The following is a 20,759-nucleotide window of genomic DNA, read 5'->3' as shown; positions in this document are numbered from 1 at the left end:
CTTTCTATTTCTCTCTGACACAGAAGATGCTAAGGTGTGCCCAGAGGTATTTATGCCAGCTAAAAAAGTCGTCATCGTCGGTGGTGGTTTTGCAGGTCTCAAGGCAGCTCGCGCTCTGGGCAATCAGAAGGACATCTCTGTCACACTGATTGATCGACGCAACTATCATCTTTTTCAGCCCTTACTTTATCAAGTCGCCACAGCGGGACTTTCTCCGGCGGAAATCTCAGGACCTATCCGCGGCATTCTTTCCAAGTATCAGAACATCTCTGTGTTTCTTGATAATCTTGAATCCGTGGATCTTCAGAATAAAAAGATTCACGTCACCGGTCGCGACATCAGCTACGACTATCTGATTCTTGCCTGCGGAGCCAAGCACAGCTATTTCGCCCATCCCGAATGGGAGGAAAATGCTCCCGGCCTGAAAACGCTGGAGCAAGCCACTGAAATCCGTCGCCGTGTTCTGATGGCTTTTGAACTGGCAGAGAAAGAAACCGATCCTGAAAAACAAAAGCAACAACTTAGCTTTGTTATCGTCGGAGCCGGGCCGACCGGCGTTGAGCTGGCCGGAACTATCGCCGAAATCAGCCGCCACACCCTTACCAAAGACTTCCGCCATATTGACCCTTCACGAACTCGTGTCATTTTAATCGAAGCCGGGCCTCGCATCCTTGCCGCCTTCCATCCCGACCTTTCCCGCAAAGCGGCTCGCGATCTGGAAGACCTCGGCGTGCAGATCTGGACAAACACACGCGTGACCGATGTGCGATCAGACTCTGTGGTCTTGGGCGATGAGGTGATCAAAGCTTCCACCATCCTGTGGGCCGCCGGAGTGCAACCTTCCAGTATCAACAAAACTCTGGATGCCCCCTTGGACCGCGCGGGCCGCGTGATTATTGAAAAAGATTTGAGCCTTAAAAATCATCCGGAAGTTTTCGTTTTGGGTGACCAATCCTGCTTCCCAACAGAAGACGGCAAATCCTTGCCTGGCCTTGCGTCGGTGGCCATGCAACAAGGCGTGCATGCTGCGCATGTCATTCTGAATGAAATTGCCGGAAAGTCGCGGACCGAGTTCAAGTATCTCGACAAGGGCCAGATGGCCACCATCGGTCGCAGGAAGGCCATCGCGCAGATACATAACCTAAAATTCAGTGGTTTTTTTGCATGGCTTTTGTGGCTCTTTATCCACGTTTACTATTTAATTGGTTTTAAGAACAAGGTCTTCGTCATCTGGCAATGGGCCTACGCTTACTTTACCTTCAAGCGTGGAGCACGCTTGATCGTTGATAAAGAGTGGAGATCAAAACCTAAGCCGCCTGTTTCGTAACACTGGATCTATTCAAGTCTTGAGGCGATCTCTAGCCTCAAGACATGTACTTAGAAAACTTTCACTCCATACAGCCGCCTTATCAAAAAAATCAAAACGAATGCCTTGAGTGGCTTTCCGAAGCTCACAAACTGGCGCAGAAGAAACAGGGTTTTTCTCAAGAAGAATACCTGAAGATGCTTCAGCGTGTGGGTTGTTCGGAGACGCAAATCGAAAAAAGGTATTTCTTCATTCCCGATGTGGAAAAAACCCGATGGGAGGATAAGCCCATCTATCCGGTGAAAGAAAGTTCTCATGGAGTCAGCATGCATCGGCGGCATGAGTACTATCACAAGATCGTCACTGAACTTTTTGATCGCATTTACACCGAGCGAGCCTTCCCGGATGACCTGATCCACGTCAGCTGCACGGGATATATCTCTCCCAGTGCCGCCCAAATGACAGCTGTGAAGTCGGCGACTCCGGTGACGGTGACCCACTCTTACCATATGGGTTGTTATGGGGCTTTCCCGGCATTGCGAATGGCTTCAGGATTTTTGGCCAACGAAAGTATTCTGGGAAAAAAGAAAAAAGTCGATCTAGTGCACACCGAACTTTGCAGTCTGCACTTAAACCCCGAAGATCCGACCCTGGAGCAGATGGTGATCCAAAGCCTTTTCGCCGACGGCTGCATCGCCTATTCAATGTCACACGATAAACCCAAGACGGGATTTAAGGTTCTGTCACTGTATGAAGAACTTCTGCCCAACACCACTGGCGCCATGGAATGGATGGTTTCTGACTGGGGCATGAAAATGACCCTGTCCAAGGACGTGCCGATGATGGTCGGCGATAAGATCCGCGACTTCACTTACCGTTGGCTGAATGAGCGTGGTTTCGATGTGGCTTCCATTATGAAGAACGGACTGTTCGCGGTTCACCCCGGCGGGCCGAAGATCATCGACCAGACCTTGAAACATCTTGAACTGAGCGAAGATCAAGTCACCCACAGCCGCCAACTGCTGCGTCAGCGGGGGAATATGTCTTCGGCGACGCTTCCTCACTTGTGGGAACAAATTCTGCGCGATGACTCTGTGCCCTCCGGAACTCCGATTATCAGCTATGCATTTGGCCCCGGCCTGACCGTCTGTGGAAGTTTGATGGAGAAACTATGAGTGCGTTTTTAATTGCTTCGGTCGTACAAGGAGCTGTCATTTTATTTGATGAATTCGTCTTTCATCGCCGCCGCGGACTGCCGCGGTGGGAGCGCATCGGACATCCCATAGACACTCTGTCGGTGATCATTTGTTTGTTATTTTTGACGTTCGCGGATCGCACTCCCACCACCGAAACTATCTATTATGCGATGGCGATCGGGTCCTGCCTTCTGGTCACTAAAGACGAATGGGTGCATCGCAAGTTTTGTTCAGCCGAAGAAATGTGGCTGCACGCGGTTTTATTCATTATGCATCCGTTGGTTCTATTTACCGCGATGGCCGAATGGGAAGACAACCGCCCCCTTTTCCTGGCCGTGGCTGGAGGAGTTTTCGTATTTTTCGTCTATCAGATCGTTTATTGGAATTTTGTCGAGGCCCAAGCCCGCAAAGCCAAGCAAAAGGCCCACTATGCCCGGGTTCGACAGGAGGAATTGTACGAATACTTCAGCGAGTGAGGTCTTTTTTCCTTAGAAGCTCTTGCCTTGCTGCAATGCGCTATGCTATCTTGGCTTCTCTTTACGTTCCTGTTTGCGGAGAGGTGGCCGAGTGGTTGAAGGCGCACGCCTGGAACGCGTGTGTAGGTCACAAGCCTACCGAGAGTTCGAATCTCTCTCTCTCCGCCATTTTTTCCTGTTAGATACAGAATCAACTGAAAATTAATAAAAACAAAATAACATCAAATGGTTGGATGAATCCGACTTCTCAGATCCTTTTTCTTCGATTATCTCGAGTTACCTAGGGAGACTTTTCCGTGTGCTTACTGTTTGTAGTTGGAGCTGTAGTTTTTGATTCATCTACTACGGCTTTGCCAACTACAGGAAAAACCTTACGCGCGATAAGCGCGGAAAGCGCGAATACCGATCATGTTGTCACTTCTTCTAAAAAGTCCAAAGCATTGAGATAATACTTTCCAACTTCAGGCAAAAGTGGCCCTGCCAAATATGATATTTCTCTGAAGTCATCAGCTTGCTTTCCTCTTTTTGACCACTCAGCAGCCCAGTTCAGGACAAGAGATTTTCCTATCCGAATATCCGCGCTCTTGTACGGCACTTTCTGATAGCTTATCCAGGACTCCTTCGGAGTCTTCAACTTCAGAAGTGCAGAGGGTGTTAAAATAATTCCCACCCAATTCGTCACCTCATGCCAAGCTGCTGCCTCATCGACGGCAGGCCCCATAAAAGTCAAATCCTCATGAGAAAATTCCCCATATGAAGTTGCCCCTCGCATTGGTAGTTCACTAAGCAGACCATCAGTCAGAATTCTTTTGGAAATTTCGCCATGTAAGCAAATTGTTGCAACTGCATCACCTTTGGTGATGATTACGATCGTATCCGAAATGTTTAGAATCGAAACGCTCTTGGCATCCAGACCATGCAACTCAGGTACACGATCAATAAGACTCGTGATTATGGACTGAATTTCAACATTTACATTTTCAACAATTCTTTTCAGTTTTTCGATAGGAGATTGGCTGTTTTTGCGAGCCCAAATCCCTTTCCAACCAAGCACATCAATAAAAGTAACTGCTCCAGAGTCGAAATTATTCACAGCAAAACCTTAAAGTATAATTTGATCAGGCTTAGACTTCTCGCAGTTGGAGACCCATATGCTGACTGCATCGAGCATTGCCTGAACCTCCTGCTTAGACAGTCCTTGATCTTCGGCTCTTTTCCAAATTGACCAGAAAAAACTTCCCAGATCTTCAGGATAACTAACATAATCTTGCTGAAGGTTTTTGAATAAATAAGGGTTGCCTTCCATATCACAACTGCCACCTATCGCGATATGCGAAATGTCCCAACCACTCTTTGTTCTCACAACCTTATAGCTATCAGAGTGCCCCCAACGTTGAGTGTAAACTTCAAACCTAAACTCTTCTCCAAGCGTCTTGTCTTCTGGATCTTTATTTGCCTCGGGATCCTTTACAAACTTCAGTAGGTCTTGTACCGGATGAATATGATCATAGAAACCTTTGGTTCCAGGCTTAGTGCCACGATTTTTAATCATATACTTATGATGAATAGGCTCTAGGCCACGCTTTGCAAGACTGCCATGAAGTTCATTTGCAATGGAATCAAGCTTATCGTAATCGCACTTCCATTCATTTTTTCTGGCCTCATCTAACATGGTAGTCAATTCAATCACTAATCTCGCTTCGTCTTCGGTGAGTTTAATTGCTTCTGCCATAATAATTAGCCTCGTCTTAATGGAACAACATTACTGGGAAAATCATTCATAATAAATTCCAAATTGAGTTGTTCTTTCGATTTAAAAAAACTATCCGTCAAATTGGCAAGCTCGCAAATGTGTTCCTTCGGAACATTCAAGTTCGCAAGAATATCATCTGGTGTTTGAATTCCTCTTTCAGCAAGGCCTTCAAAACAGCGCTTTGCAAACCTAGGCATTTCTAATGACTCCGAGAAATCTCCAGGCTCACCTTTTGAGTTGTAGCCACGCTTGCTGTACGAGACGAATAACTGCTTCTCCTGTTCTTCAGAAACCATCCCTAAATCAGAGCAGCGCTTGATCATAGCCTTTGCAGAAACTCTCCATTTACCTTTTAAATCAAGAAAGCTATCAACACTAAACCTTCTTATATCCCTAGCAAATGATTCCTCTGGCAACAAGAATGCAGATGAGAATCGATGAGCTTGATGTTCAATAAGCTTAAAGTGTGCAGGGCTATTAATAAACTCTTGAGATACATTCCTATGAAGAATGAGGTGACCTAACTCGTGACACAAATCGAAACGAGATCGGAAGGGATTTCCCTTATCCGAAGATAAAAGAATCATTGGAATATCGAGCTTCTGATCCCACTCAGACAAAGCGTCCATAGAAGAAGTACTGAATAATCCTCGAGCAATAAAAATTCCTTTGCTTTCCAAAAGAAGAGTAGGGTTTGAAATTGCACCCAACCCGATTCCCCATGCTTTTCTTGTTTCTACCGCAATGCCTTCAATCTCCGCATCACTTAGCGAAGCAATATCCAAGTCCGAAAAATTCGGAAGCTGATGAGCTGGAAGGACAATATACTGTTTAAGATAATGTATAATATCTTTGAACCATCGCAGCTTCCACTTCGCCATATCTCTAGATGTTTTAGTAGCACTCGCAATTGAACGATAAAAAACCGGATTCAGATCGTATCTCTCCGGAGATGATAAAAAGAACATCTTTGGAAAGTTCAACCTCGTCGATAAAACATTAATTACTTCAGGACTAGGTGTAGAGTCGCCTCTCTCATAGCTTGAAATAGACTGCTTTGAAATAGAAAGAAGCTCTGCAAGCTGAGTCACGGAAAACCCACGAGCTTCTCGTGCTTCTTTCAATCTCTCTGGAATAAAACCAGGCGTTCCAACTCGCATTAAAGTTCCTTTTGCAAATCCACGTTGATGAAAATAGGCTGAACGTCATCTGCAATTTGCACTACATCATTCGCGATATCAAGTTTTGATCTGCCTTTAAACATTTCCAAAAGATCCACTTTTAGAACATAGTCTGACAACTCTTTATTTGGAAATGCCAACTGGAGAAAAGGATAAGACATATCCTCTTCTTTGTTGAAGAACTCGCCGTACAGCAGAACTCCAAAAACGTGGCCACTCTCCTGTTCATCTTCATCAAAGAAAGACATCTGAGAGTTTGCGGCAAGGGTCTTTCTAAAGTTCGAATCACGAACGAGAAAGCCTGGCGAACTCACGTGATGACTAACCAAGAGAAAGTCATCAATTTTGATTTCACGATGTGTGGAGTTTTTTGCCTGATTTAAAACCGGTGTCTGGGGTAGACCAAGAGCATCAGCGGCCTTGCTGATCAAGGTTTCAAAAGAAGCTCTTCTAAAGGTTGGAAGTAGATCCTTGGCCTCTGGACTTGGAAAGAGTCGATCGACTGTTCTTCGTGTGTCTTGGTGGAAATCCTTAGTCCCAACGACCAAATCACCCAAGAACTCATTTAGCTTTTCGTTTGTTCTAATCTGACCCAAAATCTCTTTACCAAACATGTAACCTCCGTGTGGTATGTCCCATGTCTGGAAATTTTGATGCCAAATTGTCCAACTTTCAAGACATATCTCAATATCCGTCCATTGTAACGCATAGCGTTTTACTTTCGCCGGAGGACTTATGTTCAGCGCATCCGATCTCATAAAGCTTGCTGAGAAGACTACTCAGGCCCAGAAACAAAGTCCAGAGACCAATTCGAAAATCATAGCAAGTCAACTCAGAGAAATATCCAAGCTTGCAAAGAATCCCGTACTCTCTAAAAAACTTAGAGACTTAGCTGACCTCGCTATGAAACTTTAAGCACCACTGAACTCAATTAAATAGGTCAGACCAACCTTCGATAGATTTACAGGGCGTCCACGAAGTGATTAGGTCACCGTATTCACAATTGTTCCTGACCCCGATTTGATTTGGACACCCAACCTAGGGGGTCTTTATGGAAGCAACGTCTAGCAGACGGAAAGTATTTACACAGGAAAAGAAGCAATTAATCATCAAAGAGCACTATTCACAGGGAATTTCGATCCCAGTGCTTGCCAGGAAATACGGGGTTCATGCTATCACTCTCTATAGTTGGAAGAGGCAAATGAACCACAAAAAAGACGAATCACCAGTCAATGCGGAATACATCCAAAAGCTGATCGAAGAAAACGACAAGCTCAAAGCTGAGAATCAAAATCTCAAAGCCAAGGTTGGTGAGTTGGCGATCAAGAACGACATCTTGAAAGATGGTCTTGAGATTGTTCAAAAAAAAGCGATCTTAAAAGCACTTCAACCGCCAAAGAAGTCAAAGCGCTTGATCGGTATGAAATAACCCACATCGCAGAAGTCTTCGACGTCAGTCGAAGTTCACTTTATTATGAACCAGTTTCTCAGGAGGAAATTGGCATGCCTCGCTTTTATCAAAAATCAGAAGATCAAATAATTTTGGAAGAAATCAAAGCCATTATCGCTCTCCGATCCACGTATGGCTATCGCCGAGTCACAACAATGGTGAATCGCCAGAGGGCCCTTGAGGGCCGCAACAAGATCAATCGCAAGCGTGTTCAGAGGATCATGCGGATGAATGGCCTTTCGTTGCCACAAACAATGCCCCAGCAGAAGCGACCGCACACGGGCGTTGTTATGACGATGTTCCCGAATCTACGTTGGTGTTCAGATGGAATGGAAATACGTTGTTTTAACGGCGACAAAGTCTTTGTGGCTTTCGCTTTAGACTGTTGTGATCGTGAAGCCTTTGCTTACGTCGCAAGAACAGAGCCACTGTCGGCCTATGATATCGAAGAGTTGATGATCAAGGCCGTAGAAGCGAGATTTGGTGAGTCGTTGAGATGTCCTCGTGAAATCCAGTGGTTGTCAGATCGCGGGTCGATCTACAGAGCGAAATCAGTGAAGGATCTTGGTCGTGAGCTAAATCTTCATTGCTGTTACACCAGAGCCTATAGCCCTGAGTCCAATGGCATAGCTGAAGCTTTCGTTAAAACGATCAAGAGGGATTACGTTTATCAAGCGGACTGCGACAGCTCAGAGACCGTTCTTAAGCTTTTACCGCAGTGGTTTGCAGATTATAACAACGTCGCTCCGCACTCAGTACTTGGCATGAAGAGCCCAGTCGAGTACAAGGAGTCCGTGAACTTTTAAACCGTGTCCAAAAAATCGGGGTTCACTCCAAGCCCTGGTACGGAAAGTGGACTCGAGGACGAATGATTCAGTTTAACACCTCGTCCCCTTACAAAAATGCTATTGGCAGAATAAATAAATTAAATAGAGCGTGAAAGAAATAGTCGATACATGCGGGGAAATTAAGGCCAGATGCTGCGCTCAACGCTCTTTGGTTAAACAGAATCGGCAGACAGAACCACCGCGGGCAATACAGCTTTCAAGCTTCACCGACATCCCAGAGGCTTTCTTGAGGAAATGTACGTCAAAGCTGCAAAGTTCGGGATGCTTTTGTGCGATGGCATGATAAACACAATTGGTCGCCTCCAGCACCACGCCTTTTCGAATATCACTTTGCTTGATGGCCGTTTGATAGCCAAGATCGTTCATCACTTCATTGATTTTGATGATCAGCTCTTTCGGGGTTAAGTCTTTAAACTTATCTCCCATGGAAAGAGCCACTTTTTCACCAAGGCTCTTCATCAGCTTCGCGATACCGTCACGCTCAAGATCCTCAGCCAGAAGTTCCAGCAAGACATTGGAAAGCCACGAATACTGCTTCGGAAAAACATCATGTCCATCATTGGTCAGTTGGTATCTTCGGCGTGGGCGCCCCACGGCTCCCCGCGCATCCGTGAACGTCAGATAGCCGTAATTTTCCAGCTTCAGAATATGTTCTTTCACCGCTGTTTTCGTAATCCCGATATGCTCAGAGATTTCATCCAGCGTGGCCCCGTCCTTATAGCCCAACAGATACTTCAGGATCAGTTGCTGATTTGAATGCAAAGTTCTCATACGAAGCCCACCTATTTAAACAATTTAAACAGTATTTACCATTTATATTATGCCTGAGAAAATAGCAGAAAGAAAGCCACCCCTTATCAAGGAGATCAATCATGCAATCATCCACCGCAAGTTCAGTTCATAAAATCCACAATGGAACAGTCGCATCCAAGAAGACGCTTATTTCCGCGATCATCACCGGACAAGTCGCAGGACTTATCATGGCGGTGGTCGTAATGCTCGTCTTCGCGGTCTTCCTTGGAAAAAATCCGCTGTATCCGGTACAGGTCATCGGTTCAATGGTCTTTGGACAAGCGGCGCTTGAAGGAGTGCATATAGGCGCCATTCTTGCCGGCCTTATCCTGCATCAACTGGGACCTTCACTGCTGTGGGGAGTTCTTTTTGGGTTTGCTGCAACAAGGTTTTCCATCGAAACCACCAAAGAATCCCTTATTGCCGGAATGATTCTGGGTGTGATTGCGATGTCAGGACCTTATGTTTTGATTCCATTCCTGATGAAGACACTTCACGGAGTTGACTTCTGGAATCAGGAAGTTCCGATGTTCTGGGACTGGGCCGCACATATCGTCTTCGGCTTGTCATTTGCCCTATTTCCGAAGATCAAAGAAAAAATCTAAGACATTTCCAAACAAGTGCAGAACCCCAACTGGGTTCTGCGCTTTTCATTGAATTTAGTTAAAGTTTACAGTGGCTGTTGCAGGTACAGAGCCCACATCAAACACACCCGGCAGCCCTGCGGAGCTTGCACCCAAACTCAGGACACCACCGCTGTAACTGATGGTGTTATAAATATCGTCGTCGGCAGAGGTTGGCATTTCGATATTCGCACAATCCATCGTGTAAGTGGTTTTATGCTCGCCGTTGTCGGCGGCATCTCCGTTCGTCTGATAAGGCGTGGTCCCGCCACAGGCATTGTTAAAGTCCACCTGCACAGCTTCAGTCATGGCCATGATCGTAGAGGTGCTTGAGTTCGCCACATGGAATGAGATCGTCGATCCAGCTAATGCCCAGGTACCAGCGACAACGTGAACCACTTTATAATTTATCGGGGAACATGAACCAGCAAACCAGTATTCAACATAGCTATACCCGGTATCCCCTTGCAAAGTCAGAACACGCTGAACATGGTACGCGCTAGAGACCACAGGGTGTGTGGCTGCGTCACATGACGAAGTCCATTCTTTTACAAGATCAGAAGATGCAAAATCCCCATACAACGTCTCACAACGGGTCGCCCCGCCAAGACCTTGGCTAGTTCGCCTGTTAAAGATTTAGAAATAGCTCCGCAGTTTAAAGTAAACTACGATGGCTTCTTCAACACGAAGGCGGCAATACTGAGATGACTAAATACGTGGATTCTACACCCCTGACAGAGAAGTCTGATATTTATTCTGCCCTCTCTATCAGCGAAGCTTCCCCATGGAAGCTTCGCTATTGGTCTATTTTTGCCGGACAGGCGCTTTCTCTGATCGGTTCAGCACTAACTCAGTTTGTTTTATTATGGTGGATCACGGATACCACCAACAGTGTTTCAGCTTTGGCCATGGCTGGACTGTTTGCCCTGTTGCCACAAGCCTTGCTGGGCCCTATCGGTGGTACATTTGCAGATCGCTACAGTCGTCGTTTTTTGATGATTACTGCCGACGTCATCAGTGCGCTTTGCATGCTGGTTCTGATCACACTGTTTGCTACACATCAGATTGAACTTTGGCATGTCTATACAATGATGTTCATCCGAAGTGCGATGCAGGCCTTTCAACAACCCGCTGCCAATGCCAGCACCGCGATGCTCGTACCCGCCAGCTTTATTTCCCGGGCTGCGGGACTGAATCAAACCTTAAATGGTATTATGCTGATTGCAGCCGCTCCATTAGGGGCCCTAGCTATGAGCTTTATGCCTATCGGCTACGCGCTTTCCATTGACGTTACCACCGCCTTGCTGGGAATCCTGCCACTGTTTTTGTATCGCATTCCACAGCCTTCCGTAAAAGTGGAGGAACGCAGCAGTGTTTGGAATGAATTCCACGAAGGCTGCTTGGTCGTTTGGAAGAATCCGGGCCTGCGAATCCTTTATACTCTTTTAGCTGCGGTCACTTTAGTGATTATGCCATCCATGACACTGGTGCCCTTGCTGGTGAAAGAGCACTTTGGTGGAGGCGCCCTGGAAGTGGCTTTTATTGAAGGTCTTGGCGGCGCAGGCATGATTGTCGGTGGAGCCCTGATCACAATTTTTAATCCCAAAAGAAAAGTCCTGTGGGTTCTTTGGGGCTTTGCTCTTTCCTGCTTCACACTTTCACTGACGGCACTTGCAGCCAGCAATATGTTCCTGCTTGCCGCATTCTGGTGGTCTTTCAGCAGTCTGCTTTATATTTTGGGTAACGGCCCCCTGACAGCTCTGATTCAAACAACAATTCCCAACCAACTTCAGGGACGTGCCCTGGCTTTGCTGGGGACCTTCGCCGGATTTGCTGCTCCAGTGGGCTTAGCTATCACGTCGCCCTTAGGGGAACTGATCGGTGTTCGCTGGCTATTTATCATTCTTGGGGCACTGGCCGGAATCATCACACTGCTGGGATTCCTCTCTCCAGGCTTACGCAAACTCAATCAGGAAAGTGCAAGTGCTACGGAACAGCAGAACTTCATCACGAATTGATAATTTTATTTGTTCTACTTTAAGCACGGCTCCTCTATGCTGACATCATGAGGATACTGGCCGCCACGCTATTGCTACTTCTTAAGCTCATCGCACTTAACGTCTATGGGGAATCTACAGATACTGAAGTTTACGGAGTGAACTCGGACTATGCTATGCCCCTGGTGGATATCGAAAGAACCGAGGCCTCAACGACTTTAAAAGAGGGCATCTTAAAAGACGTTGGCGAAGCCCTTTCTAAGGAGTTAGGAATTACTTTTAAAATACTCCTACTCCCTAAACAGCGTATTGCCCCCGCGCTGCTCTCTGGCCGAATCAGCTTGATCTGTCATTCCAACGAGATCTGGCAGCCTAAAATCAAGAACCAGGTCTTCTGGAGCCACGATCTGTATAACAGCACAAATTTTGTGGCCTTTCTGAAGAACAAAGCGCCCAAATCAAAAAAGGACTTATACGGCGAACGCATCGGCACGGTTTTGAACTTTATCTATACCGGCCTCGAAGAGGAGTTCCATAAAAATCTCGTCTTACGTGAAGATGGGCCCAATATCGGCAGCAATATTCAAAAACTTCTGAAAAGACGTGTGAACTATGTCCTGATGTCGAACTTGGAATATAATTACTTTAAGAAGTCTTTTCCAGCACTTCAGTTCGCCGACTTCGCCCACGACTCGGTCACAACCAAGTGCGCACTTTCCAAAAAATCCTCTATTTCCTTATCCCAGCTCAACCGCGCCATCGACACTATAAAAAGGAATGGCACACTGGAAAGAATCTTGAAGTCCTACTAAGAAATAGCCATTTTTTGGAGCATCACGATGGCAATAAAATGCAAGGTCGCTGCGACAATCGTCAGGATATGAAAGATCTCATGATACCCAAAAGTCTTCGGCCATGGATTTGGTTTTTTGACGGCATAGATAACAGCGCCAAGGGTATAAACCAGACCACCAATCAGAATTAAAATCAAACTGGGGAAACCAACTGCCGCCTTGATTTCAGAAATATACGGTGACGCCAGCCAGCCCATCGCCACATACAAGACTGCGGATAACCATTTTGGCGCCTTAACCCAAAACAAAGATTGGATAACTCCCAGAAAAGCCGCCACCCAGATCACGATCAAAAACTTCTGGCCACTGTCTTTAAGCGCCAACAGTCCCAAGGGCGTCCCCGTCGCCGCAATCATAACAAAGATGGCAGCGTGATCCATTCGCTTCATCCACAGGCGGGAGTTCTCTTTCCAATTAATACGATGATAAAGAGAGCTCACCCCAAACAAGGTCACAAGGCCCACAGAATAAATGGTCATTGCCACAAATTCCAAAGAAGTCTTGCAGCCCGCGATAAGCATCGCACAAGCCCCTAGAGCAAAGTAAAAAGCTCCTTGATGAAAGTGGCCTCGCAGAAATGGTTTTACAAGTGCTGGACTGGTGCTCACTCGCGCCCCTATTTTTTACGTTTTTTTGATTTCTTATACTCATCTTCGCTGGCCAGCATTGCCGCCAGACTGCGATCAATGTCATCTTCCAACGGAGCAGAAATAACCGCCTGGTAGTCACCCTTGCTGACGTTGATGACTTCGACTTTTTTCGTCAGAAGCTCTTCAATTTCCGCCAGCAGCTCTTTTTCATCCTGACTGCAGAAGGAAACGGCAATACCCTTGTTGAAGCCGCGTCCTGTACGACCGATACGGTGAACGTAGTTCTCTGACTTTTCCGGAAGATCATAGTTAATAACATGGGTGACATCAGGAATATCAATACCGCGCGCACTGAGGTCCGTGGCAATCATGATCTTGCAATCCCCGTTGCGGAAGGCTTTCATCACTTCTGCACGGTCTGTCTGATCTTTTTCCCCGTGCAACGTCAAAGACTTGATGTCAGCACGCTCCAAGGCCTTGGCAACACGTTCAGCGCGCACACGCGTACGCACAAAGACAATAAACTTCCCATCCGGATTCTGGTGAATGTATTCGGCCAGGAAGAAACGCTTATCATCCATTTCCACGAACATCACATAGTGAGACACGTTTTTGGAAACCGGATCTTCCGGAGAAATCTGAATACGAATGGCGCTGCTGCGCACTTGTGAAAATGCCAGCTTCTTGATTTCCGGGTTGATCGTTGCTGAAAAGAACAAAGTCTGATGACGGCGAGTCAGCTTGCGCTTAATGGATTCAATATCCTCGATGAAGCCCAAATCCAGCATGTGATCGGCCTCATCCAGCACCAAAGTTTCAATGTGGCTGATGTCCACATAGCCTTGGCTGATCAAATCAAACATACGACCCGGGGTTGTAATCAAAATATCAATGCCATCCTGAAGCTTCTTGATCTGGGCATCCTGCTCCACCCCACCGAACAATGCGAAAGGCTTTGCTTTGGTGTGTTTGGAAAGACGATTGAAGACTTCACCGATCTGCTGAGCCAGCTCATGTGTCGGTACCATCACCAGGCAACGGATGCCCAAAGAACGTTTACTGCTTTTGCTGGCGTGAATACTGTCGATGATCGGAATCGCGAAGGCCGCCGTTTTACCTGTTCCGGTCTGGGCAATCGCCAGAACATCTTCGCCCTTCAGGATGGACGGAATGGCCTTAAACTGAATATCGGTGGTACGGAAAAATCCATTATCATGCAGGTTGCGCAATAGATCTTCGGACAGGTGGAACTTTTCAAATTTCAACGCAAACCTCGCTGTGGATACAGGTCAAATGGATGAAAGCATTTACCACAGAAGGCGACAGGGGTGAAACCTTAAAGCAAAAAAGGCAGAAAGCCTGTGATTACTACACGTTATCACCCCTAGTTGGGCCTATTTACGACGGAACAGACCTTTCACCACATGGGAATATGGCTCTGCAAAGAAAGCCAAGTGCACCATGAACATTCCAATAATGATTGCCAAGGGAAGCCCACTTGGGGCCAAAAACGCATGAACCAAAAGAATATTCAGAACTATCGGAGCAAGCACCACCAGGGCTAACGGAACAAAAAAGCCACTAATCAATAGCAGTCCACAAATCGTCTCTGTCCCCTTCAAAAGTGGAAAGAAATAGCCAGAAGCAGCCAGACCGGCATTAAAAGTCATCAGACGCTCCGGTAAATCTGTTGGCGGCGGCACCAGGTTCAGAAGCCCGGTCAATCCCGCTGCAAAAAAGATCAGGCCCAACAAAATACGCACCGCCAATGTCAGTTTGGATTTCATTCAATTCTCCTTTTATAATCCCATGCTACATCTTCAGGCCTTGTCTGACAAATGTGGGATATGGAAATATGAAGACATGCATATCCTTCTGACTTTTGGCTTTAAGGCTGTTCAAAAACTTTTGCTATTTTCAGCCGCGGCCTTTGTTGTCGGTTTCATTCTGCACTGGCTGTCCTACGGCCTTCGCAACTGGATCGCAAACAAGCTGGGGGAAAAAACCTTTCTGTGGATTTTCGCTCCCGGAATCATGATTCACGAAATCAGTCATATGCTGGCGGCTCTGGCGTTTCTGCACGAAATTGTCGGATTTAATCTTTTTGATCCCAAGGCCCGCAACGGCAGCCATGGACATGTGGTCAGTCGGCCCCGCCAGGTTCCTAATATTCTCTTTATTCCTCAGATTTGGATTTCCATGGGAGATCTGTTTATCGGCATCGCGCCTCTGATTGTCGGACCAGCCCTTCTTGCTGGGGCTTTGCACTTCGTTCCCGGTGGGGGGACGTTTTTAAAGTATCCAAACTGGTCATCTCTTCCGGGCTTTAGTTGGCAGCTGGGAATTTGGATTTATCTGTTTGTGGCAACCATCTTTCATATGGAGCTTAGCAAAGCCGATCTGAAAGGAACCTGGAAAGGTTTTTTATGGCTGGTGCTGGCCACTTTCGTGGTGGCTGTCACTTATAAAAAAATGCACCCCTACTTTTACTAGGCTTGAGGCACCGTAAAGACAAAGCGGGTATTTTCTGACTGAGTGTCCAAATGGATTTCTCCCCCATGGGCAAGAACAATCCCCTGACTGATACTCAAGCCAAGCCCCGTACCCTTGCCAACCTCTTTGGTGGTATAGAAAGGCTCAAAAATCTTGGCAGAACCCGGGATATCCTTAAGACGCCCGCTGTCCGTAACGCTGAATTCGACCAAGCCACCTGCGGTTTGGACTTGCAAGCGAATCCATGGGGTCTTGGTATCTTCAACCGCATCCTTTGCATTCTGCAGCAGGTTTACCAACACCTGAAGTATCTGAACTTCCCGGCAAAGAATCTGAACATCCTTTCGAGGCAACTCCATGAAGAACTGGATATTCTTGGACGAGTACTGATCCTCGAATAACACGCAGGCATCACTCACTATTTTTTCCACGGGAACCGGCAAGAAGGGATCGGCTTCGTTTTTGCGAGAATAAACGCTTAAGGCTCGAACAATTTTATTGATCCGCTCTGACATCGAAACCACACGGGTCAGATATTCGGTCATGGTAGGACGATCCAAAGCATCCTCGCCCAAGCCCTCTAAAGTCACTTCGCTTAATCCTTTAATGACCGACAATGGATTGTTGATTTCGTGGGCCACACTACTGGCCATCTGCCCCAAGGCGACCATTCTTTCATTATGAATAATTCGTCCGGCCTCTTCTTCAAGGTCCGCTTGAGCCAAGGTATAGATCGTATGCAGATAACGAATGATAAAGAAGATCATAATGGCCGAGATCAGAAACGACAGCTTGCGATAGTTGCTGACCCCGACGGCTTCGACAGAAGGCAAACTGATATTGGATTCCGGCAACACAAACTGCCCAATCAGAAACAGAGCCATGGTGTAGATCACAAATGGCGTTGCGTACTTTTTCTCTTCTTCCTTATCAAACATGATAAAGGTCACACAGATCAGCATGAAATAGAAGAACTCGGCCCCCGAGTTCCTCCCGGTGACATACGAGATTGTAAAGATCGCCAGATTTCCTTGAATTAAAAAGGCCACACGAGTCAGGGCATTCCACTTAGGATTCCCAACAACTAACAAAAGTAAAATGCAGCAAAGCAAGAAGAACACATTGACCGACATCATCACATAATCGCCCGTCAGAAAATAGATGATGTCATAGGAAAGATAGGCAGGCAGAGCCGTCAGGAAAACCACATTGGACGCGCGAATCGCAGTCTTACGACTGGGCGTATCCTTTGTGGATATGCCTCTATTCACTAGGTATTTCCAATACGCGCTGACCTTGTTGCCCATTATTTGTTTATATCACAGGGAGCTTAGTCGTTGAAGATTTTCTCGCGAATGTTCCAGAAGTATTTTTGCTTACGCGCCACCACAAACAGGGGGATTCTAAATCGCTCCTGCATTCGTAAAACTTCGTCGGCATTGCGGACGAAGATCTTTTTCTCAGGCACGCGGTTGTGCATCCGAATAAAGTTAAAATAAAAAGCCTGACAGTCCTCAGGACTGTTCAAATAGAAGTACTCAGTCAGGGCTTGAGCATCTGCATCGTAGTACTTTACCTCCAAACGCTCATGACCTTTCTTATCCCACCCTTTTTGAAAAACCATAGTTTCAACCCGCATCACATGAGCGTCCTTCAAAGACATGGCTTCCTTGAGTTTTTTGTCATTGTCTATCAGCAAATGACTGCAAGAGCCGCAGGCACGGGCTGAAATGTCATTCTCCTCACCACACTTGTCACATCTTTTAAAACGAAAGCGGAATCCGCATTCTTGAATCTCACGGCTGACCGGATCCTCGAAAGCGCCTTGGCAACGTCGTCCAAAGTGCTCCAAAAGTTCTCCATCCGGATCAACGATGCCCCAAAAGGTGTTTGTAGCCCCACACTGCGGACATGGAACCTCTACGGGGACAGACTCTTTCACCGGTTTACTGTTCCCAACTTCGGGCGAAAACAGATCGTGATCCTGCCCTGTATAATCTAACACCAGGCAATCTGTCTTCCCATCACTCAAGCGCAGCCCCCGCCCTACAATCTGCTGATACAGGCTGACTGATTCCGTTGGTCGCAGAATAGCAATGACATCGACATGAGGGGCATCAAAGCCTGTGGTCAAAACAGATACATTCACCAAAAATTTCAACTGTCGACTTTTGAAGGCCTCGATCACTTCGTCACGTTCTTCGCCGGGCGTATCCCCCACAACCAGAGCTGAAACATATGGAGGCAGACACTTCATAATTTCAACGGCATGACTGACCGAACTGGTAAAGATCATCACGCCCTTACGATCCACAGACATGTCCACAATATTTTTAATAATCAACGGCGTGATGCGCTTTTGATCCTTCAGAAGCTGTTCAACCTGCGCATGCACGTAGTGCGTGCCATGCAGCTTTAAGCTGGAGAAATCATAACAAGCCACCGGAGAATCAATCTTCACTGGCGGAGTCAGATACTTGTTCTGGATCATGTAACGAATCGATAGCTCATAGATGCATTTCTTAAAGAATCTTTCGGTGGAACTATGTCTTAGCTTCTTTGCAGCATTAAATTCATAGATCCAGCCCAAGCCCAGGCGATACGGCGTCGCTGTCAAACCCAGGATACAGATCTCAGGATTCAGTTCCCGCAACTTTGAAATGACCTGATTGTATTGAGTGTCTCCGTCCACGGAAACTCGATGGCATTCATCAATCACCACCAGCGAAAAATTGGCGAAGAACTCTTCCGGGGCCCGGGCAATGGATTGAATGCTTCCAAAGATAACTTTTTGATCAAATTCTTTGCGATTAAGCCCCGCGGAATAGATTCCAGCATCCAGACCGAAGCTAAGGTACTTGGCGTGGTTTTGTTCAATCAGCTCTTTGACGTGCGCCATGACCAGCACACGACCCCGTGCCAGCCTTGCCAGTTCAGCAATGACCAAACTTTTACCGGCCCCTGTCGGCAAAACTACGACCGCCGGATCTTTGCTTCCGCGAAAGTGTTTCAGTGTCGCTTGAACAGCTTCCTGCTGATAGGAACGAAGTTGGTACATGTACTTAACTTAATAGCTTATTCAAATTCTCTGTCGGGCGTGCCACAACGGCTACCGCACCCTTCACAACGACAGGACGTTCCATCAGCTTGGGATTTGCCGCAAGATTTTTAGCCACAAGCGCTGCCGAGTTCACATCAAATGGAGCCGCCTGAAACTCTTCTTCCTTGGTGCGAACCAAAGCAGAAGCTTCTGCTCCCAGTTTGCTCTGAAGCTCCAAAAGCTCAGATTCAGATAACGGCTCTTTCAGATATTCGACAACTTTTGCGTCAATGGATTGAGCCTGCAAAAGTGCCAAGGCCTCTCGGCTTTTGCTGCATTTAGGGTTGTGATAGATGATCCAGGAACTCATGCCTATCTCCTTTTTGCCGGGCGATCTTTTTTAGATCGGTCAATGAAACTGAAACGAGGGTCCACTTTAATCTCTTCCGCATCCTTCAGATAGCCCTTGATACGACCATACATTCTTGTATCTGACGGAGTCACAAAAGTAATCGCTTCGCCGGAGCGCCCCGCGCGAGCCGTTCGCCCGATGCGGTGTAAGAAGTCTTCCGGCTGGAATGGCAGATCAAAATTCACCACATGATCAACGTGCGGAACATCCAGACCCCGTGCCAACAGATCCGTCGCTACAACGATGCGCAACTCGCCTTCACGGAAAGCACGCACGACACGGTTTCTTTGACCCTGCGACAAGCCCCCATGGATCAGATCTGCCGAAAACCCGTATTCTTGAAGATAGTTACCAACCGCTTCGCAAGAGTCCTGATTGCCGGTGAAAACTATAACGCCCCCACGGGTCGCATTGAGTTCGTCCAAAAGACGGTCATTTTTCATGGTGCGATCCAGGAACAGCACCTTTTGTTTTAAACTGGAAACCGGAGCCTCGGCCTTTTCAGAGCGAATCATCATAACTTCGTTACGCATGAACAGTTTTGCCATTGCTTCGACGTTCGATCCAAAACTGGCAGAGAACATCATCGTCTGGCGCGGCCCACGCAAAGTGTTTTGAATGGTCTTAAGCTGAGGTGCAAAACCCATATCCAGCATACGGTCTGCTTCATCCAGAACAATGACCTGCACATTCTGAAGCAAGAGCTTGTTCGTCGAAAGATGGTCATTCATGCGTCCCGGAGTCGCAATAATCAAACGTGGATTCTTCTTAAGCTGATTGGCCTGCTTGGAGCCCGTGGTTCCGCCAATAGCTAAACAGACAGAGACCGGCATCTCCACACACAGCTCCAAAAAAACCTTATAAATCTGCTGAGCCATCTCCCGGCTGGGCACCAAAATCAAAGCACGCGCCTGAGGCTTCTGATGCAGAGTCGTCAGTAAGGACAAGGCAAAGGCCAAGGTCTTCCCACTGCCGGTTTGGGCAATAGCAATCAAATCTGAACCTTCCAGGCCCGCAGGAATCGCCTGACTCTGAACCGGAGTCGGTTTGGATATTTTCATTTTCTGAAGAACTGTCATAAGTGCCGGCGCCAGATTCATTTCCTGGAAGCTCTTAGCCTTATGCGAAGATGTATGCAGTTTCATAAGAGGCAGATCTACCACAAACTGCTGAAAGGAGACAGAAAAAGCGGCTTCAAACTCAAGGTTTCAAGCCGCCATTGCAATTAAAACAGACCTGGATTAGCGCAAAGACGCCAGAGCCGCCTCGTAATTAGGCTCATCCACGATCTCAGTCACCTGCTCTACATGCAGAACCTTGTTGTCTGCAGACAGAGTCACAACCGCACGTGAAAGCAAACCCGCCAGCGGAGAATCTGCGATCTGAACACCCCAGGCTGTACCGAAGTCGCTGCGGAAAGAGGAAATCGTTTCGCAGTTTTTAATACCTTCAGCGCCGCAGAAGCGAGCTTGCGCAAAAGGAAGGTCGGCAGAAATATTCAATACAACCGTGTTATCCAACTTTGCCGCTTCTTGATTGAAACGTCTTACAGAGGCCGCACATGTGCCCGTGTCCACGCTTGGGAAGATATTCAAAACTTTCTTTTTACCAGCGTATGTCGCCAAATTCACTTCAGACAAATCATTGCGCACCAATGAGAAATCTTTTGCTGGCGTACCTTTTTCTGGAAGGAAGCCGGATGTTTTTACGGGATTACCTTGAAGAGTGATTGATGCCATGAGTTCTCC

The 20,759-nt window shown here is 47.0% G+C and carries 23 protein-coding genes, 1 tRNA gene and 1 pseudogene; 11 read left to right on the top strand and 14 right to left on the bottom strand.

Annotation, left to right across the window (positions count from 1 at the left end; all coding sequences use genetic code 11):
• Positions 1 to 52 precede the first annotated feature (52 nt).
• The 4 genes from ACES2G_RS01480 (at position 53) to ACES2G_RS01465 (ending at position 3,146) form a co-directional block, all read left to right on the top strand.
• A complete protein-coding gene (locus ACES2G_RS01480; RefSeq protein WP_347356787.1) occupies positions 53 to 1,327 on the top strand; it encodes an NAD(P)/FAD-dependent oxidoreductase in 1,275 nt (424 codons plus the stop codon).
• Between the two features lie 44 nt (positions 1,328 to 1,371).
• Entirely contained in the window at positions 1,372 to 2,481 is a 1,110-nt protein-coding gene (locus tag ACES2G_RS01475) for a 3-oxoacyl-[acyl-carrier-protein] synthase III C-terminal domain-containing protein (protein ID WP_347356785.1), read from the top strand.
• A complete protein-coding gene (locus ACES2G_RS01470) occupies positions 2,478 to 2,978 on the top strand; it encodes a hypothetical protein (RefSeq protein ID WP_347356783.1) in 501 nt (166 codons plus the stop codon). Before ACES2G_RS01475 ends, ACES2G_RS01470 begins: the two co-directional genes overlap by 4 nt.
• A 77-nt stretch (positions 2,979 to 3,055) precedes the next feature.
• Positions 3,056 to 3,146: transfer RNA gene (locus ACES2G_RS01465), tRNA-Ser, on the top strand.
• Positions 3,147 to 3,384: 238 nt separating this feature from the next.
• Here the strand turns inward: ACES2G_RS01465 and ACES2G_RS01460 are convergent.
• Genes ACES2G_RS01460 through ACES2G_RS01445 form a run of 4 tightly spaced genes read right to left on the bottom strand, consistent with a single transcriptional unit; the run spans position 3,385 to position 6,526 of the window.
• Positions 3,385 to 4,071 carry a hypothetical protein gene (locus tag ACES2G_RS01460; RefSeq protein WP_374001101.1) on the bottom strand — a complete coding sequence of 229 codons (687 nt, stop codon included), beginning with the start codon at positions 4,069 to 4,071 and terminating at the stop codon, positions 3,385 to 3,387.
• Positions 4,072 to 4,080: 9 nt separating this feature from the next.
• Positions 4,081 to 4,710 (bottom strand): hypothetical protein, encoded by a 630-nt coding sequence (locus ACES2G_RS01455; protein ID WP_374001099.1) that lies wholly within the window; start codon positions 4,708 to 4,710, stop codon positions 4,081 to 4,083.
• A gap of 5 nt (positions 4,711 to 4,715) precedes the next feature.
• The gene (locus tag ACES2G_RS01450; protein ID WP_374001098.1) at positions 4,716 to 5,891 is read right to left on the bottom strand and encodes a helix-turn-helix domain-containing protein; all 1,176 of its coding nucleotides are present in this window, start codon (positions 5,889 to 5,891) and stop codon (positions 4,716 to 4,718) included.
• Positions 5,891 to 6,526, bottom strand: a complete 636-nt coding sequence (locus tag ACES2G_RS01445; protein ID WP_374001097.1) for a hypothetical protein — start codon at positions 6,524 to 6,526, stop codon at positions 5,891 to 5,893. Before ACES2G_RS01445 ends, ACES2G_RS01450 begins: the two co-directional genes overlap by 1 nt.
• 437 nt (positions 6,527 to 6,963) lie before the next feature.
• Here ACES2G_RS01445 and ACES2G_RS01440 point away from each other — a divergent pair, with 437 nt between their 5' ends.
• The 3 genes and pseudogenes from ACES2G_RS01440 to ACES2G_RS01430 form a co-directional block, all read left to right on the top strand.
• Positions 6,964 to 7,341: a transposase gene (locus ACES2G_RS01440; protein WP_374001096.1), complete on the top strand. Its 378-nt coding sequence runs from the start codon at positions 6,964 to 6,966 to the stop codon at positions 7,339 to 7,341.
• Positions 7,338 to 8,168: an IS3 family transposase gene (locus tag ACES2G_RS01435; RefSeq protein WP_374001879.1), complete on the top strand. Its 831-nt coding sequence runs from the start codon at positions 7,338 to 7,340 to the stop codon at positions 8,166 to 8,168. Before ACES2G_RS01440 ends, ACES2G_RS01435 begins: the two co-directional genes overlap by 4 nt.
• Before the next feature lie 26 nt (positions 8,169 to 8,194).
• Positions 8,195 to 8,302, top strand: a pseudogene (locus ACES2G_RS01430) (ClbS/DfsB family four-helix bundle protein); the annotation flags it as partial.
• A gap of 46 nt (positions 8,303 to 8,348) precedes the next feature.
• Here the strand turns inward: ACES2G_RS01430 and ACES2G_RS01425 are convergent.
• Complete coding sequence (locus ACES2G_RS01425) at positions 8,349 to 8,981, bottom strand: helix-turn-helix transcriptional regulator (RefSeq protein WP_374001095.1); 633 nt, start codon at positions 8,979 to 8,981, stop codon at positions 8,349 to 8,351.
• 101 nt (positions 8,982 to 9,082) lie between these two features.
• Between ACES2G_RS01425 and ACES2G_RS01420 the strand changes: the two genes are divergently transcribed.
• Entirely contained in the window at positions 9,083 to 9,607 is a 525-nt protein-coding gene (locus tag ACES2G_RS01420; protein WP_347356777.1) for a hypothetical protein, read from the top strand.
• Between the two features lie 54 nt (positions 9,608 to 9,661).
• Here ACES2G_RS01420 and ACES2G_RS01415 read toward each other — a convergent pair whose 3' ends face one another.
• Positions 9,662 to 10,135: a hypothetical protein gene (locus ACES2G_RS01415; protein ID WP_374001094.1), complete on the bottom strand. Its 474-nt coding sequence runs from the start codon at positions 10,133 to 10,135 to the stop codon at positions 9,662 to 9,664.
• Between the two features lie 194 nt (positions 10,136 to 10,329).
• On the opposite strand from ACES2G_RS01415, the gene ACES2G_RS01410 reads away from it, so the two are divergent.
• Together ACES2G_RS01410 and ACES2G_RS01405 are read left to right on the top strand one after the other, a co-directional pair.
• Positions 10,330 to 11,643, top strand: coding sequence for an MFS transporter (locus ACES2G_RS01410; RefSeq protein WP_374001093.1), 1,314 nt, complete (start codon positions 10,330 to 10,332; stop codon positions 11,641 to 11,643).
• Positions 11,644 to 11,690: 47 nt separating this feature from the next.
• Positions 11,691 to 12,434, top strand: coding sequence for a substrate-binding periplasmic protein (locus ACES2G_RS01405; RefSeq protein ID WP_374001092.1), 744 nt, complete (start codon positions 11,691 to 11,693; stop codon positions 12,432 to 12,434).
• Here ACES2G_RS01405 and ACES2G_RS01400 read toward each other — a convergent pair.
• From ACES2G_RS01400 to ACES2G_RS01390, 3 genes are all read right to left on the bottom strand, one after another.
• Positions 12,431 to 13,084: a hemolysin III family protein gene (locus tag ACES2G_RS01400; protein ID WP_374001091.1), complete on the bottom strand. Its 654-nt coding sequence runs from the start codon at positions 13,082 to 13,084 to the stop codon at positions 12,431 to 12,433. The two genes, ACES2G_RS01405 and ACES2G_RS01400, sit on opposite strands and share 4 nt — an antisense overlap.
• Positions 13,085 to 13,092: 8 nt before the next feature.
• A complete protein-coding gene (locus ACES2G_RS01395) occupies positions 13,093 to 14,331 on the bottom strand; it encodes a DEAD/DEAH box helicase (protein WP_374001090.1) in 1,239 nt (412 codons plus the stop codon).
• Between the two features lie 129 nt (positions 14,332 to 14,460).
• Positions 14,461 to 14,853 carry a DoxX family protein gene (locus ACES2G_RS01390; protein ID WP_347356768.1) on the bottom strand — a complete coding sequence of 131 codons (393 nt, stop codon included), beginning with the start codon at positions 14,851 to 14,853 and terminating at the stop codon, positions 14,461 to 14,463.
• Between the two features lie 76 nt (positions 14,854 to 14,929).
• Between ACES2G_RS01390 and ACES2G_RS01385 the strand changes: the two genes are divergently transcribed.
• Positions 14,930 to 15,559 carry a hypothetical protein gene (locus ACES2G_RS01385; protein ID WP_347356767.1) on the top strand — a complete coding sequence of 210 codons (630 nt, stop codon included), beginning with the start codon at positions 14,930 to 14,932 and terminating at the stop codon, positions 15,557 to 15,559.
• Here the strand turns inward: ACES2G_RS01385 and ACES2G_RS01380 are convergent.
• From ACES2G_RS01380 to tpx, 5 genes are all read right to left on the bottom strand, one after another.
• Positions 15,556 to 16,830, bottom strand: a complete 1,275-nt coding sequence (locus ACES2G_RS01380; protein ID WP_374001088.1) for a sensor histidine kinase — start codon at positions 16,828 to 16,830, stop codon at positions 15,556 to 15,558. The two genes, ACES2G_RS01385 and ACES2G_RS01380, sit on opposite strands and share 4 nt — an antisense overlap.
• 59 nt (positions 16,831 to 16,889) lie before the next feature.
• Entirely contained in the window at positions 16,890 to 18,617 is a 1,728-nt protein-coding gene (locus ACES2G_RS01375; RefSeq protein ID WP_374001087.1) for a DEAD/DEAH box helicase, read from the bottom strand.
• 4 nt (positions 18,618 to 18,621) lie between these two features.
• The gene (gene arsC, locus ACES2G_RS01370) at positions 18,622 to 18,969 is read right to left on the bottom strand and encodes an arsenate reductase (glutaredoxin) (RefSeq protein WP_347356762.1); all 348 of its coding nucleotides are present in this window, start codon (positions 18,967 to 18,969) and stop codon (positions 18,622 to 18,624) included.
• Positions 18,970 to 18,971: 2 nt separating this feature from the next.
• Entirely contained in the window at positions 18,972 to 20,156 is a 1,185-nt protein-coding gene (locus tag ACES2G_RS01365) for a DEAD/DEAH box helicase (RefSeq protein WP_374001086.1), read from the bottom strand.
• A gap of 96 nt (positions 20,157 to 20,252) precedes the next feature.
• A complete protein-coding gene (gene tpx, locus ACES2G_RS01360) occupies positions 20,253 to 20,750 on the bottom strand; it encodes a thiol peroxidase (protein WP_347356759.1) in 498 nt (165 codons plus the stop codon).
• Positions 20,751 to 20,759: the final 9 nt, after the last annotated feature.

This window comes from Bdellovibrio bacteriovorus (genome assembly GCF_041888015.1).
GTDB lineage: Bacteria > Bdellovibrionota > Bdellovibrionia > Bdellovibrionales > Bdellovibrionaceae > Bdellovibrio.
This window is presented reverse-complemented; position numbering and strand designations above follow the sequence as displayed.